Annotated in this window: 16 protein-coding genes and 1 riboswitch; of the genes, 5 read left to right on the top strand and 11 right to left on the bottom strand. The window is 67.7% G+C overall.

The features are described 5' to 3' along the window. Positions 1–140: 140 nt before the first annotated feature. The 4 genes from nusB to DX03_RS16655 all read right to left on the bottom strand — a co-directional run bounded on the left by nusB (position 141) and on the right by DX03_RS16655 (position 3,007). Positions 141–620 carry a transcription antitermination factor NusB gene (nusB, locus tag DX03_RS16640; protein WP_038690521.1) on the bottom strand — a complete coding sequence of 160 codons (480 nt, stop codon included), beginning with the start codon at positions 618–620 and terminating at the stop codon, positions 141–143. Next, positions 617–1,084, bottom strand: a complete 468-nt coding sequence (gene ribH / locus DX03_RS16645) for a 6,7-dimethyl-8-ribityllumazine synthase (protein ID WP_038690522.1) — start codon at positions 1,082–1,084, stop codon at positions 617–619. The genes nusB and ribH overlap by 4 nt, the downstream gene beginning before the upstream one ends. Positions 1,085–1,286: 202 nt before the next feature. Then, positions 1,287–2,384: a 3,4-dihydroxy-2-butanone-4-phosphate synthase gene (gene ribB / locus DX03_RS16650; protein WP_038690524.1), complete on the bottom strand. Its 1,098-nt coding sequence runs from the start codon at positions 2,382–2,384 to the stop codon at positions 1,287–1,289. Continuing rightward, positions 2,381–3,007, bottom strand: a complete 627-nt coding sequence (locus DX03_RS16655; protein WP_038690525.1) for a riboflavin synthase — start codon at positions 3,005–3,007, stop codon at positions 2,381–2,383. The genes ribB and DX03_RS16655 overlap by 4 nt, the downstream gene beginning before the upstream one ends. Positions 3,008–3,082: 75 nt before the next feature. Further along, positions 3,083–3,227: riboswitch (FMN riboswitch) on the bottom strand. 160 nt (positions 3,228–3,387) lie between these two features. Here DX03_RS16655 and DX03_RS16660 point away from each other — a divergent pair. Next, the gene (locus DX03_RS16660; protein WP_038692510.1) at positions 3,388–4,026 is read left to right on the top strand and encodes an outer membrane beta-barrel protein; all 639 of its coding nucleotides are present in this window, start codon (positions 3,388–3,390) and stop codon (positions 4,024–4,026) included. 605 nt (positions 4,027–4,631) lie between these two features. After that, positions 4,632–5,516: a hypothetical protein gene (locus DX03_RS16665; RefSeq protein ID WP_038690526.1), complete on the top strand. Its 885-nt coding sequence runs from the start codon at positions 4,632–4,634 to the stop codon at positions 5,514–5,516. Positions 5,517–5,542: 26 nt separating this feature from the next. Here DX03_RS16665 and ribD read toward each other — a convergent pair whose 3' ends face one another. From ribD to DX03_RS16700, 7 genes are all read right to left on the bottom strand, one after another. After that, positions 5,543–6,625, bottom strand: coding sequence for a bifunctional diaminohydroxyphosphoribosylaminopyrimidine deaminase/5-amino-6-(5-phosphoribosylamino)uracil reductase RibD (gene ribD, locus DX03_RS16670; protein WP_038690527.1), 1,083 nt, complete (start codon positions 6,623–6,625; stop codon positions 5,543–5,545). A gap of 73 nt (positions 6,626–6,698) precedes the next feature. Continuing rightward, positions 6,699–7,220, bottom strand: a complete 522-nt coding sequence (gene nrdR / locus DX03_RS16675) for a transcriptional regulator NrdR (RefSeq protein ID WP_038690528.1) — start codon at positions 7,218–7,220, stop codon at positions 6,699–6,701. An 83-nt stretch (positions 7,221–7,303) separates the two neighbouring features. Further along, positions 7,304–7,783, bottom strand: a complete 480-nt coding sequence (locus tag DX03_RS16680) for a hypothetical protein (protein WP_185753374.1) — start codon at positions 7,781–7,783, stop codon at positions 7,304–7,306. Between the two features lie 239 nt (positions 7,784–8,022). After that, positions 8,023–8,478: a hypothetical protein gene (locus DX03_RS16685; protein ID WP_038690530.1), complete on the bottom strand. Its 456-nt coding sequence runs from the start codon at positions 8,476–8,478 to the stop codon at positions 8,023–8,025. 25 nt (positions 8,479–8,503) lie between these two features. After that, a complete protein-coding gene (locus tag DX03_RS16690; protein WP_051598893.1) occupies positions 8,504–8,947 on the bottom strand; it encodes a hypothetical protein in 444 nt (147 codons plus the stop codon). Then, on the bottom strand, positions 8,944–10,197 hold the full coding sequence (glyA, locus tag DX03_RS16695) for a serine hydroxymethyltransferase (RefSeq protein WP_038690531.1): 1,254 nt from the start codon (positions 10,195–10,197) through the stop codon (positions 8,944–8,946). Before glyA ends, DX03_RS16690 begins: the two co-directional genes overlap by 4 nt. 153 nt (positions 10,198–10,350) lie before the next feature. Next, positions 10,351–10,827 carry an RcnB family protein gene (locus tag DX03_RS16700; RefSeq protein ID WP_038690532.1) on the bottom strand — a complete coding sequence of 159 codons (477 nt, stop codon included), beginning with the start codon at positions 10,825–10,827 and terminating at the stop codon, positions 10,351–10,353. 236 nt (positions 10,828–11,063) lie between these two features. Between DX03_RS16700 and ettA the strand changes: the two genes are divergently transcribed. From ettA to DX03_RS16715, 3 genes are all read left to right on the top strand, one after another. Then, entirely contained in the window at positions 11,064–12,728 is a 1,665-nt protein-coding gene (ettA, locus tag DX03_RS16705) for an energy-dependent translational throttle protein EttA (protein WP_038690533.1), read from the top strand. Between the two features lie 191 nt (positions 12,729–12,919). Then, complete coding sequence (locus DX03_RS16710) at positions 12,920–13,594, top strand: outer membrane protein (RefSeq protein WP_185753375.1); 675 nt, start codon at positions 12,920–12,922, stop codon at positions 13,592–13,594. A gap of 68 nt (positions 13,595–13,662) precedes the next feature. Beyond that, positions 13,663–14,979, top strand: coding sequence for an NCS2 family permease (locus tag DX03_RS16715; RefSeq protein WP_038690535.1), 1,317 nt, complete (start codon positions 13,663–13,665; stop codon positions 14,977–14,979). Positions 14,980–15,013: the final 34 nt, after the last annotated feature.

Raw genomic sequence — 15,013 nt, forward strand, 5'->3', positions numbered from 1 at the left:
CGGCGGTTGCCGGCCAGCGGCCGGCACTACCAGACGGGTCATTACCACCGGCGGGTCATCACCACCGGCGGGTCGTTGCCACCGGCGGGTCATTATCACCGGCGGGGCATTACCACCGGCGGGTCATTACCACCGGCGGGTCAGTGACCCGATTCGACCTTGCGCCATTCCACGGCCGCGCGGTCCAGCACGCCGTTGACGTAGGTGTGGCCATGCTCGGAGCCGAAGCGCTTGGCCGACTCGATGGCTTCGTTGATGACCACGCGGTACGGCACGTCCAGGCGGTAGCGCATTTCGAAGGCGGCCACGCGCAGCGCGGCGCGTTCGATGGCGTCCACTTCGTCGATGCTGCGGTCCAGGTACGGGGTCAGTGCCTCGTCCAGGTCCTTGCGGTTGTCCAGCACGCCGTGGATCAGCGCTTCAAAATAGGCCAGGTCGGCGATTTCACGTGCCTGCTCGTGCGCGAACTGGGCAATCACGGTCTGCGCGTTGCCACCGGAAATCTGCCACGCATAGATCGCCTGCAGGGCACGACGGCGCGCGCGCGAGCGCAGCACGGGGTCGATGCCATCACGGCGGACGGGTTTACCGGAGGGCTTGCCCGGGTTCGACTTGTTCACGGCAACTGCTCCAGAAGATTGACCATTTCCAACGCCGTCAGTGCGGCTTCCTCACCCTTGTTGCCATGGCTGCCGCCGGCACGGGCCTCGGCATCCTCGGCGCGTTCCACGGCGAGCACGCCATTGAGCACCGGCACGCCGAAATCCAGCTGCACGCGCATCAGGCCTTCGGCGCAGCCATCGGCCACGTGTTCGTAGTGGCGGGTGTCGCCGCGGATCACACAGCCCAGGGCGATGATCGCGGCATGTTCGTGCGCGGCGGCCAGGCGGGCGGCCACCAGCGGCAGTTCCCATGCGCCGGGCACACGGATCACGTCGATGGCGGCTTCGTCGATGCCGTTGCCGGCCAGGCTCTGCCGCGCGCCAGCGACCAGTACGTCGGTGATGCGGGCATTCCAGCGGCTGGCGAGGATGGCGAAACGGGCCTTTTCCGGAGTACGGAGGTCGCCTTCGTAGTGGCTCATGTTCGGCGTGGGGTCCAAAAGGTTGACTAGTTTAACGCGGGCGGGCCAGTTACGCCGGACAAGGGCCGGCGGCCATGGCCGCGTAGCGCCGGGCTCTGCCCGGCTGACATTGCATGGCCCCGTAGAGCCGGGCTCTGCCCGGCTTGCGTTACGTGGTGGGGCGGTGGGTAGCCGGGCAGAGCCCGGCTCTACGGGCGGGCGGTCAGGGGGTGACCGTTTCCACTACTTCCAGCCCGTAGCCGGCCAGGCCGATCTGGCGGCGGGGGGTGCCCAGCACGCGCAGCTTGCCCAGGCCGAGGTCGGACAGGATCTGCGCACCGGCGCCGTTGCGGCGCCACTGGCTCACATCCTTGTCCTTGCCCGGGGTCACCGGGGCCGGCTGTTGGCGCAGGCGGGCCAGCAGGCTGTTGGTGTCGCGCGGGGCCGACAGCACCACCATCACGCCGCGCTCGGCGGCGGCAATGGCGCGCAGGGCGTCGGTGGAGGCCACGCCGAAGTCGTCGCGGCGCCAGTGCAGCAGGTCGGCCAGCGGGTTCTCCACCTGCACCCGCACCAGGGTGGGCTCGGTGTCCGGGGTGCCACGGACCAGGGCGAAATGCAGGTCGTGGGCGATGCGGTCGCGGTAGGTGACCAGCTTGAAGGGGCCGAACTCGGTGTCGATCTCGCGCTCGTCCACGCGTTCGACCGTCTTCTCGGTGGCCAGGCGGTAGGCGATCAGGTCGGCGATCGAGCCCATCTTCAGGCCGTGCTCGCGGGCGAACACCTCCAGCTCCGGGCGGCGCGCCATGCTGCCGTCGGGGTTGAGGATCTCCACCAGCACGCCGGCCGGCTCCAGCCCGGCCAGCATGGCCAGGTCCACGCCCGCTTCGGTGTGACCGGCGCGGGTAAGCACGCCGCCCGGCTGGGCGATCAGCGGGAAGATGTGGCCCGGCTGGTGCAGGTCGGCCGGCTTGGCGTCCGGCTTCACCGCGGTGCGGATGGTGTGGGCGCGGTCGTAGGCCGAGATGCCGGTGGTAACGCCCTCGGCCGCCTCGATGCTGACCGTGAAGTTGGTCTGGAACTGCGCGGTGTTGGCCTGGACCATCGGCGCCAGGCCGAGGTCGGCGGCGCGCTCGCGGGTGAGCGGCAGGCACACCAGGCCACGGCCGTGGGTGACCATGAAGTTGATGTCCGACGGCTTGACCAGCTCGGCGGCCATGATCAGGTCGCCTTCGTTCTCGCGGTCTTCGTCATCGACGATGACCACCATGCGGCCGAGGCGGATGTCTTCCAGGATCTCCGGAATGGGGGCGAAGTTCATGCCGCATCTCCTTGTACGTGCGAACCGGTGGCCGGCACACTGATCAGGCGTTCCACGTAGCGGGCCACCAGGTCGATTTCCAGGTTGACCGCGCTGCCCACGCCGGTGGCGGCGAAAGCGGTATTGGCCACGGTGTGCGGGATCAGCGCGACCTCGAAGCCCTGCGCATCCACCTCGTTGACGGTCAGGCTGACGCCGTCCACGCAGATCGAGCCCTTCTTGGCGATGTAGCGCAGCAGCGCGGGCGGCGCGGCGAAGCGCCAGCGCTGGGCGCGGGCGTCGTTATGGATGGAGAGCACCTGGCCCAGGCCGTCGACATGGCCGCTGACCAGGTGGCCGCCGAGGCGGTCGGTCGGGCGCATGGCGCGTTCGAGGTTGATCACCGCGCCGTCGGCCAGCTGGCCCAGCGTGGTCAGGCCGAGGGTTTCAGTGGACGCGTCGGCCTGGAAGGACGTGGCGTCGTGGGCGATGACGGTCAGGCAGACGCCATTGATGGCGATGCTCTCGCCCATCTGCACGTTGTCGAACGGCAGGGTGCCCACGTTGAAGGTAAAGCGGACGTCGCCGCCGAGGGTGTCGCGTGCGGCCAGACGGCCGACGCCTTCGATGATTCCAGTAAACAAGGAACGTTCTCCGCGAAAAGTGAGCGAAAAACGCCGCAAGGCATATAGGTGCACACCGAGCCCAAGGCCCGGTCGCACCGTCTTCTTTCATCCGGACTATACCGTCGGCTCCGGCATTGGACCGGATCTGCTGACCTTCCGGCGGGGCCGGAAGCGCTCGCGGGCTCGTGCTTGCGCACCTACCGCCGGTGGGGAATCGCACCCCGCCCTGAAGACGTTTGTGTACCGGCGAGCCGGCGCGGCCATTGTAACAGGGCAACCTGACTGCTCGCTTTTTGTGAAGTTCTGGTTAAAATCCGCTCGCGCGGCAGTGATCGCCGCTCCTGTCGCCCATTGATGGGTCGGCTGAAATGGACCTCAACACCACCCAAGGAACCTGCATGCGCAAGATTCTCCTGGCCGCCGCCCTGCTGGCCGCCGCCCCGCTTTCCGCCGTTGCGGCCGAAGGCCTGAGCTACACCTACGTGGAAGGTGGCTGGACCCAGCTGCAGCTGGACCGTAATGGCGCTCCCTCCAAGCCGAAGCTGGACGGCGGTTACGTCCGCGGCTCGTTCGCCATCGCCGAACAGGTGCATGTGTTCGGTGCCTACAGCACCGTGTCCAAGACCAACACCTACGACCTGGGCAGCTATGACGTGCGCGTCAAGCAGGAGCTGAAGCAGCCGGAGCTGGGCATCGGCTACCACATGCCGATGAGCGACCGCGTCGACTTCACCACCGACATCGCCTGGCTGCGCATCAACAACGAAGCCAAGTACGAAGCCGACGGCTTCGACACCGAGCGCTTCAAGGAACACACCAACGCTGCCCGCGCCACCCTGGGCGTGCGTGGCAAGCCCTCGCCGCGTACCGAAGCCTGGTTGAAGGCCGGTTACATCGACGGCAGCGACATGGACGGCACCTGGACCGGCACCCTTGGTGGCCAGGTCAACTTCACCCCGACCTGGGGTCTGGTGGGCGAAGTGCAGGCGTACGACGAAGTCACCCAGTATTCGGTGGGCGTGCGCGCGAGTTTCTGATCGGGCTGCAGCGGTTCGCCGCTGCGCCGTGATCGAACGGGTCCCGAAAGGGGCCCGTTTTTTTTTGCTTCTTCGCCCATCTGAGCGGAGCGTCTTGTTGCAAGGCCGTCGCAGAGTGACCACGCCGCGACGCGGATAGCCGGGGGCAGGCCGGCTGGCGTCTCCGATTCGGCCGGTCGCGAGCGTGAGGGCCCCGTAGCAGCCGGTAGGCCCCTGGTGCAAACGTCCCCCGGCCGCTGGGCGGCCTCCTCCTTTATTTTGCCCAGGAGCCTACCGGCTGCTACGGGGCTCGGCTTGCGGTGCGCAGGTGGACGCCACGCTTTTCTGACGCTGGGCGGTGGGTCGGGCGCTGGGCCCCCATGCCCTTGGAGGCGAAATAAAGGAGGAGGTGGCGGCCGCAGGCCGACGCCGGGGGACATTCGCCGGAAAGGGCATGGGGGCCCAGTGCCCGACCCGCCGACGGCCGCGCCTGGAAAGCGTCAAAGCACGTTTCTGCCTGCCCCTCAGAAGGGCGAAGCACCTTTTTCCGGTTCTTCTCCGGCGCGTCATCGATGTAGCGGTGAAATGCGCTAGGCTTCCGCGCCCTGCATTGGACGCTGACCGCCATGAAAACCCGCCACGTACTGGCCACCTCCCTGTTGCTGTGCATGCCGCTGCTGGCCACTGCCGCTGCACCGGCACCGCTGACGCCCGAGCAGACCTTCGACCTGTATGCCCGGGTGATGCTGGAAGACGACGCCGCGGCGGCGCGCACGCTCAACGACGCGCTGCGCCCTGCCTTCGATGGCCAGGACTCGCTTGAATTCAACAAGGGCGCGTTCGCCGGTGCGCTCGCCGCACCGCTGCAGGGCCTGCTCGCGGCAGCAGGCAGCGACAACGCGCGTATCGAGGCGATGCCTGCCGTGGTCGCGGCCAACCTGGGCAAGACCCGGTGCCGCGCGCAGGGCAGCACCCTGCGCGACAACGACGCCGTGGACGGCGCGAAGGTCGCCACGGTCGACTTCACCTGCCAGGTGACCGTACTGGATGGCCTGCGCCCCCTGTTCGATGCCAGCGTGGCCGACAACACCCCGGCCGGGCTGAAGCGCTTCACCGACGGCTACGTGGCGGCGGTCAGCAGCGGTCCGCGCCGCGAGGTACGCGGCAGCGTGGATCTGTACCCGGCCAAGGACAACGGTTACTGGTACAGCGGCAACCTCGACGCGCTGGTGGCGCCGGTGGTGGAGGCGCTGCTGCCGTTCGATGCGTGGCAGCAGGAAGCTGCCGCGAAGCACGCGCCGACGCTGACCGGCGTGGCCAGCTGCGACCTGTTGTTGCAGCAGCACCGGCAGTGCGTGGCGAAGATCGCGCCGGAGCAGCTCAATGGCGTGGATGCGATGGCCGACGAGTTGCGGGACAAGGCCCAGACCCAATCGGTGGAGGCCATGGTGCAGGAGTGCAAGGCGCTGCGCTCGATTGCCGAAATGATGTGGACCGACGCCTGCCGTTGAGATGAAAGCCGGCCCTGATCCCCGGATCAGGGCCGCAGCAGCAGCCGCAGGTCGTCGCCCACCTGGCGCTGGTCCACCACGCGCATCCGACGCTGCTGCTCCATCGCATGGATGCCCAGCCCGGACAGCAGCGGCAAGCCGTGTTCGCCCAGCAACGTGGGCGCCTGGTAGAGCAGCAGCTCATCCACCCAGCCGCCGGCCAGCAATGCGCCGGCCAGCGTCGCACCGGCTTCGGTGTGCACTTCGTTGATCTCGCGCGCGGCCAACAGCGCCAGCACCGCGCCCAGGTCGAGGCGACCCTCGCGGCTGGCCACGCTGGCAAAGTCCGCATCGGCCGCGTCCGGCGCACTCACTGCCGCCTCGTGCAGGTACAGCGCGCGACCCTTTCCTCCGCGCACGCGCGCGCATTCCAGCGAGCGCAGGCGTGAATCGAGTATCACGCGCAGTGGCGGCAGCACCTCGGTGTCGGGCAGGCGCACGGTCAGCATCGGGTCGTCGGCCAGCACGGTGTCCGCGCCGGTCAGGATGGCACCCGCACGCGCGCGCCAGTGCTGCACGTCCTCGCGCGCGGCCGCGCCGGTGATCCACTTTGATGTGCCGTCGGCCATCGCGGTGCGGCCATCCAGGCTGGCGGCCAGCTTCACCCGCAGCCACGGCCGGCCGCGCTCGATGCGCGACAGGAACCCGCGGTTGAGGTCGCGCGCCTGCGCGGCCATGAGGCCTTCGGCAACCTCGATCCCCGCTTCCCGCAGCAGCACGAAGCCGCCGCCATCGACCTTCGGGAAGGGATCGCGCATCGCCGCCACCACGCGGGTGATACCTGCTTCGATCAGCGCCAACGCGCAGGGCGGGGTGCGGCCGTGGTGCGCGCAAGGTTCCAGGGTGACGTAGGCGGTGGCACCCCGCGCGCGGTCGCCGGCCTCGCGCAGTGCAAAGACTTCGGCGTGCGGGCCACCGGTGCGCTGGTGCCAACCCTGCCCTACCACCTCGCTGCCGTGGGCGATCACACAGCCCACCATGGGATTGGGCCGCGCGGTGTACGCCGCCCGTTCGGCCAGACGCAGCGCCTGGGCCATGTGCAGGTGGTCGAGCGCGGAAAATTCAGTCATGGCAATGATCAGTCGGCGGCAGGCGTGCAGCGCCGATGGTAGCCCAGCCAGGGTCGCCGCGAGGCGGCCGGCATCAGCCCTTCTTTTTCTTTTCCAGCGGAATCACACCGCCCAGCAGCTGCAGTTGCTCGGTGCTGGCCGGCAGGTCGCGTTCGAGTTTTTCGATTTCCTCGCGGAAATCGGCCACGTCGCCGAAGCTGCGGTACACCGAGGCGAAACGCACATAGCCGACATGGTCGAGCTTGCGCAGTTCATTCATGACGAACTCGCCGATCTTGATCGACGGGATTTCGCGTTCGCCGCAGACACGTGCCTGCTGCATCACCGCACGCACCGCCAGTTCGATTTCGTCTTCGGGCACCGGGCGCTTCTGCAGCGCGCGATCGAAGCCACTGCGCACCTTGCGCGCGTCGAAGGCTTCGCGGCTGCCGTCGCTCTTGACGATGGCCGGCAGTTTCAACTCGATGGTTTCCAGGGTGCTGAAGCGTTCGTTGCAGGCCTCGCACTCACGCCGACGCCGGATCGTCGCCCCGTCTTCAGAGACGCGCGAGTCGATTACACGGGTATCGGCATGCTGGCAGAACGGACAGTACATGGAACGCCTTGCATCAGGAAAACGTCATGCCGTGGTCACGGCAGCGTCGCAACGGTACCTGAGAAGGACAGCCCGCACAAATATCAGGTGCGCAGGGTCATCGTCCCGGCCCCCTCCCGCCACCGCAGCCAGGCCAGGTGCGCCGCGCAACCGGCCAGCGGCGTGCCGGCCCACAGGTAACGCCCGTACTGGCTGGACTCCAGGCCGCTGCCGAACCGCAGCATGGCCCACCACGTCACGGCCTGCACCAGCAGCGCGGCCAGCAGGAACCACCAGGCCCGGGCGCTGCCTTGCCGCAGCGGCCGGCGCCGCACTAACCAGTCCCAGCCCAGCCGCGCCATCGCCGCAGCGCCCGCCAGCACCGTGCCGTACCACGCCAGGAAGCCCCGCCGCAGTCCGACCAGCGAAACACCGCCTTCAAAGGCGGCCAACGGCACGATCGTCACGAAGCACGACAACGAGACGAGCATCAAGGGCAGACCTACTGCCAGCAGATGGACGGCGAAACCGATCTGATACCGGGAAGGCGAGGGAATCAACTGCGGAGGGACGGGATACGTCACGTGTTCTGCCTCGAAACAGCCGCACGTCACGGCTTCGGGCGACGCTAGAACCAATCGCCCGCGCTCGAATATGCAATTAATCCGAAAATCACCTGTGCCTGACCAGCCGGCTGCACCCGGTACAGAATTCTGCCGCGCGCGATCGAAGCCGCTGCACACATTGCGCGCGTCGAGTTCTTCGCGGCTATCGTCGCCACGTTTCGATCTGCGCTGGCGCGTAACGGTCCCTCGCGCGGCCCTCAGGCGCGGGGTCGCAATCGGCACAGTATGCCGGCCGGAACCAGCAGCGAAGGTCCCGCCAGCAGCAGGCCGAACGCTTCGCTGCCGTGGGTGAACCCCAACCAGAGCCCGATGCCCAGCATCGGCAGGCTGGCGAGCATGCCCAGCAGCAGCGCCGCCCACTGGGCACGGCTGCGGGTGCGCAGTGCGCTGCGTCCTTCCAGCAGATAGCTGCAGCTGAGCCCCAACCAGGCAATGCAGCCGGCGAGACCGGCCATCCCCCATACCAGCATCAGTGCCTGGCCGGGAAGCGCGACGGTGCCGTCGGCCAGTGACGCCACGGTGCCCACCATGCCCATGGCCGCAAGCGCCCCGCCCAACAGAACGCTGGGGCCACCCAACAGCACCGCCAGCGCGGCATAGAGAAGGCGCTGGCGGCGATCACGACTTGCCGATGCATCGACTACCGGATGCACGGACGGTGCCGCGTGCGCCCAGCGCTCATTGCAGGCGTTCCTGCCTGCCACGGTTTCGCTGCACGTACAGGACGGCGGTGGGAACGAGCACCGGCGGCCCGGCCAGCAGCAGCAGGTAGGCATTCCCGCGCCCCGGCCCGATATCGAGCACCACCACACCGACCAGGGCCAGTGCAGCGGCAACGCCCAGGCCCAGCAGCCACCACCATGACCCATGCGGCCACTGCAGGCCGTCCCGTCCGGCGCTCACCCAGGCCCAGCTCAGCCGGACCCACGCGAGAAGCCCGAGCAGTCCGGACAGTGCCCACCCCACGGTGAGCAGGGGCGGCGGCAACCCGCCGAGCTGTGTCTGACCCGCGCCGGCCACCACCCCCAGGCCGGCCAGCGTCGCGCCGAGGACCAGGCCGGGCACTCCGAACAGGGCTGCCACGGCCAGGTAGAAACGGCGCTGATCGAACAGATCGATCAACCGTAGACCGGGTACTTCGCGCACTGGGCGCTCACCGCATCACGCACGCGGGCGATCACGGCCTCGTCAGCCGGGGCGTCGAGCACGTCGGCGATCCAGTTGGCCAGGTCCACGCAGTCCTGCTCCAGGTAGCCACGGGTGGTGACGGCCGGGGTACCCAGGCGCAGGCCGGAGGTCACGAACGGCGACCGCGGGTCGTTGGGCACCGAGTTCTTGTTGACGGTGATGTGGGCCTTGCCGAGGGCGGCTTCGGCGTCCTTGCCCGACACATCCTTGCCGATCATGTCGACCAGCATCAGGTGGTTCTGGGTACCGCCGGAGACGATCTTGTAGCCGCGCGCGATGAGCGTGTTGGCCATCGCCTGGGCGTTCTTGACCACCTGCTGCTGGTAGGTCTTGAAGGCCGGTTCCAGCGCTTCCTTGAAGGCCACGGCCTTGCCGGCGATGACGTGCATCAGCGGACCGCCCTGGATGCCCGGGAACACGATCGACTGCAGCTTCTTGACCAGGTCTTCGTCAGCGCCCTTGGCGATGATGATGCCGCCGCGCGGGCCGCGCAGGGTCTTGTGGGTGGTCGAGGTGACCACGTGGGCGTGCGGCAGCGGGCTCGGATACACGCCCGCGGCGACCAGGCCAGCCACGTGCGCCATGTCCACGAACAGGTAGGCACCGACCTTGTCGGCGATGGCGCGGAAGCGCGCCCAGTCCACCACCTGCGAGTACGCCGAGAAACCGGCAACGACCATCTTCGGCTTGTGCTCGACGGCCAGGCGTTCCACTTCGTCGTAGTCGATCAGGCCGGCTTCGTCCACGCCGTACTGCACCGCGTTGAAGAGCTTGCCCGACGCATTGACCTTGGCGCCGTGGGTCAGGTGGCCGCCGTGGGCCAAGCTCATGCCCAGGATGGTGTCGCCCGGCTGCAGCAGCGCGAAGTACACCGCCTGGTTGGCCTGCGAACCGCTGTGCGGCTGCACGTTGGCGTAGTCGGCATCGAACAGCTGCTTGAGGCGGTCGATGGCCAGCTGTTCGGCGATATCCACGTACTCGCAGCCACCGTAGTAGCGCTTGCCCGGGTAGCCTTCAGCGTACTTGTTGGTCAGCTGGCTGCCCTGGGCTTCCATCACCGCCGGGCTGGTGTAGTTCTCGCTGGCGATCAGCTCGACGTGGTCTTCCTGGCGCTGGGTTTCGGCGGCGATGGCCTTGGCCAGTTCGGGATCGTAGGTTTCGATGCGGACGTCACGCGGGAACATCGGTTACTCCAGGCAGGCAGAGGGGGTACAGCGCGAGCTCTGGATTGTAGTCCCCGCGGCGCGGGGTGACCAATCCGGGCGCGCGGGCCCCGGAACGCGGAACGGCGCCCCGAAGGGCGCCGTCCAGGCCGGGCAGCGTGCCTGCCGCCGGGCTTACCGGTTGTTGATCACGTAGTCGGCAATGATGCCGGTGGCGATGGCGACCAGCAGCAGGTTGCCGCGGTCGTCGCGGATCCAGTGGTGGTCACGCGGCGGGCGGCGCACCGAGTAGCGGCTGTAGTCGTTGACCACGTACACCGGGCCGCCGTAGTACTCGCGGTAGCGGTGGCCGCGCGCCCAGCCGTAGGAGCCGTAGCCCGGGGCCGGGCGATAGACCACGCGCGGCGGCGGTGCCGGGCGGTAATACCCGCGGTTGTCGTAGTAGCGACGGTCATGGTGGGCCTCGCGGCGGCGGTCGTCGCGCCAGTCGCGGCGATCATGCCGGTCGTGGCGATCATGCCGGCGGTCGTGACGGTCATCATGGCGGTCGTGCCCACGGCCGCGGTGGTCGTTGTCGGCGAAGGCCGGTGCCACCGTGCCAAGGGCCAGCAGCGAGGCGACGGCCCCGACCACAAATCGATTCATGCGCATGATTGGCCTCGCTTGGTGGATTGATGGCTCCATCATGCTGACGGCATCTGAACGGTTTCCGGCTGGAAACGGTTTCCATTTCAACGGCTTTGACGGCCCATTCAGGCCCCGGCAAGCCCCGCCCCATGGGCAGACCGGCGTCTGTCATCGCTTCCGGCTATAATCGGGGGTACCCCTTTATTCATCTGTTCCTGTTCCGCCTGGAACGGGCGCAGGGTTGCGCCTTCGGAGACCTCATGTCCTCGCAATACATCTACACCATGAACCGCGTCAGCAAGGTGGTCCCGCCCAAGCGGCAGATCATCAAGGACATCTCGCTGTCGTTCTTCCCGGGTGCCAAGATCGGCCTGCTGGGCCTGAACGGCTCGGGCAAGTCGACGGTGCTCAAGATCATGGCCGGCGTGGATACCGACTTCGAGGGCGAAGCCCGCCCGCAGGCCGGCATCAAGGTCGGCTACCTGGCCCAGGAACCGGAGCTGGACCCGACCAAGACCGTGCGCGAGTCGGTCGAGGAAGGCGTGGGCGAAGTGCTGCAGGCCCAGGCCGCGCTGGACGCGGTGTACCTGGCCTATGCCGAGGAAGGCGCCGACTTCGACAAGCTGGCCAAGGAACAGGAGCGCCTGGAGGCGATCCTGGCCGCCGGCGACGCGCACACCCTGGAAAACCAGCTGGACGTGGCCGCCGATGCGCTGCGCCTGCCGCCGTGGGAGGCCGTGGTCGGCACCCTGTCCGGTGGTGAAAAGCGCCGCGTGGCGCTGTGCCGCCTGCTGCTGCAGAAGCCGGACATGCTGCTGCTCGATGAACCGACCAACCACCTGGACGCCGAGTCCGTGGAATGGCTGGAACAGTTCCTGGCGCGCTACACCGGCACCGTCGTGGCGGTCACCCATGATCGCTACTTCCTGGACAACGCCGCCGAGTGGATCCTGGAACTGGATCGCGGCCGCGGCATTCCGTGGAAGGGCAACTACACCGACTGGCTGACCCAGAAGGACGACCGCCTGCGCCAGGAAGACAACCAGGAAAAGTCCCGCCAGAAGGCGATCCAGAAGGAACTGGAATGGTCGCGGCAGAACGCCAAGGGCGGCCGTACCAAGGGCAAGGCGCGTCTGGCCCGCCTGGAAGAACTGCAGTCGGTGGATTACCAGAAGCGCAACGAGACCAACGAAATCTTCATTCCGCCGGGCGAGCGCCTCGGCAATGCGGTGATGGAGTTCAAGAACGTCTCCAAGAAGTTCGGTGATCGCCTGCTGTTCGACGACCTGAACTTCCTGGTGCCCGGTGGCGCGATCGTGGGCATCATCGGCCCCAACGGTGCCGGTAAGTCGACCCTGTTCAAGATGATCACCGGCCAGGAGAAGCCCGATACCGGCGAGATCGTGGTCGGCCCGACCGTCAAGCTGTCCTACGTGGACCAGAGCCGCGACGCGCTGGAAGGCAACCACAACGTCTTCCAGGAAATCGCCGGCGGCCTGGACATCCTCAACATCAATGGCGTTGAGATCCAGTCGCGCGCCTACATCGGCCGCTTCAACTTCAAGGGCCAGGACCAGCAGAAGCTGGTGGGGTCGCTGTCCGGTGGTGAGCGTGGCCGCCTGCACATGGCCAAGACCCTGCTGCAGGGTGGCAACGTGCTGCTGCTCGATGAACCGTCCAACGATCTGGACATCGAAACCCTGCGTGCGCTGGAAGATGCGCTGCTGGAGTTCCCGGGCAACACCTTCGTGATTTCGCATGACCGCTGGTTCCTGGATCGCATCGCGACCCACATCCTGGCGTTCGAAGGCGACTCGCACGTGGAGTTCTTCCAGGGCAACTACCGCGAGTACGAAGAAGACAAGCGCCGCCGCATGGGCGACGACGCCGCACCGAAGCGCCTGCGCTTCAAGGCGCTGAAGTAACGGAACGAGAAACGGCCGCGCACTGCGCGGCCGTTTTGCATTCGGGTCGGTACCCACCGCTAGCCATAGGCAGCAGGATGCAACTAATTGCATATCCATAGATAACGACTTCAGGTCTCCTACGCACCTCACGCAATTGCACCCCACGCAGTTGCGACCAACGTAGGACACCACCAATGAAAGCACTGGTCATGAGTACTGCAGCCCTGCTGCTGTCGGGCACCGCCGCGGCGGCCCCGGCGAACTGGGAAGGCAGCTACATGGGCGTTCAGGCGAGCCATGCAGAAGGCAAGAGCCAGGACCGCAGCAACGCCAACGCCTCTGAAAAAAGCCCGCGCGGGTTCACCGGCGGCGTGCAGGCCGGCCGCACCTGGCAGTTCGACAACAACGTGGTGGTGGGCATCGAAGGCGGCCTTGCCTTCGGCAGCATCGACCGCGACTGGAAAGACCGCGAAAACCACCCGCACAGCCCGTACTACGGCAAGGACGCAGTGACCCGGTCGGGGTCGGTCAACCTGATGCTCGGCTACGCGGTCGGCCCGGTGCTGCCCTACCTGACCACCGGCGTGACCGTGGCCCGCCAGGAATACACCTTGGGCTGCGACAAATCGCTGGTCGAGGCAACCAATGGCTGCCGCGTGGCGGAATTCGAGACCGGCGCCCGCCATGTCTCCACCGGCGTCAATGTCGGCGCAGGCGTGCTGGTGCGGGTCAACGAGCGCCTGTCCGCCGGCGTTGAGTACCGCTACACCAACCTGGGCTCCAGCCCGGTGCAGCTGCACGATCCGAACTACCCCGACGCGGCCCGCCGCAGCTTCCATACCGACTACAGCAGCGTTACGCTGAAGTTGAATTACCACTTCTAACCCGCCACACGACGCACCCGCAGGTCCGCCTGGGCGAGGCAGTGCGCCCCCGGCACGAGAGATCTGCGATGTCCCTGTTCGAACGCGTCTTCCAGCTCCAGCAGCACGGCACCTCCGTGCGCACCGAGGTGCTGGCCGGGCTGACCACCTTCCTGACGATGTCCTACATCGTCTTCGTCAACCCGGACATCCTGGCCACCACCGGCATGGACCCGGGCGCGGTGTTCGTGGCCACCTGCCTGGCCGCGGCACTGGGTTCGCTGGTGATGGCGTTCGCCGCCAACTTCCCGGTGGGCATGGCCCCGGGCATGGGCCTGAACGCGTTCTTCGCCTTCACCGTGGTCGGCGCGGCCGGCCTGCCGTGGCAGCAGGCGCTGGCGGCGGTGTTCATTTCCGGGCTGGTGTTCCTGGCGCTGTCGCTCACCGGCGTGCGCGCCTGGCTGGTGGCGGGCATTCCGCCCTCGCTGCGCGCGGCGATCGTGGCGGGCATCGGCCTGTTCCTGGCCATCATCGCGCTGCAGAAATCCGGGGTGATCATCGCCAACACCGATACGCTGGTGGCGCTGGGCCCGCTCAATACCGCCCCACCGCTGCTGGCCCTGGCGGGCTTCCTGCTGATTGCGATCCTGGAAGCGCGCAAGGTGCGCGGCGCGATCCTGATCGGCATTCTGGCCGTCACCGGCGCGGCGTGGCTGCTCGGTGACGTGCAGTTCCATGGGCTGGTGTCGCTGCCGCCCAGCCTGGCCCCCACCTTCCTGCAGTTGGACCTGCCCGGGCTGCTGCACCACAACGGCGGCGCGCCGATTGCGGTGTTGCTGCAGGTGGTGCTGGTGTTCGTGCTGGTGGAAGTGTTCGACGCCACCGGCACGCTGTACGGCGTGGTGGGGCGTGCGGGGCTGCTGAAACTGCCGGGTGCGCCCAAGCGCTTCGGGCGTGCGCTGCTGGCCGACAGCACCGCCATCGTGGCCGGCTCGTTGCTGGGTACCAGCAGCACCACCGCGTTCGCCGAAAGCGCGTCGGGCGTGCAGGCCGGTGGCCGCACCGGCCTGACCGCGCTGGTGGTGGCCGCGCTGTTCCTGGCCGCACTGCTGTTTTCGCCGCTGGCGGCGATGGTGCCCGGCTATGCCACCGCCCCTGCCCTGCTGTTCGTGGCCGGGCTGATGCTGCGCGAGCTGGTGGACGTGGACTGGAGCGACCTGACCGAATCGGTGCCGGCCGCATTGTGTGCGCTGGCGATGCCGTTCACCTACTCCATTGCCAACGGCCTGGCGTTCGGCTTCGTCGCCTATGCCGTGCTCAAGGCCGGCACCGGGCGATGGCGCGACGTGCACCCGGCGGTGTGGCTGGTGGCCGGCTTGTTCGTGCTGCGCTACGCGCTGGAGTAAGCCGCACCCCCGGTAGGGTCGCGCCCCTGCCGAT

This window comes from Stenotrophomonas rhizophila (genome assembly GCF_000661955.1).
GTDB classification, from domain to species: domain Bacteria; phylum Pseudomonadota; class Gammaproteobacteria; order Xanthomonadales; family Xanthomonadaceae; genus Stenotrophomonas; species Stenotrophomonas rhizophila.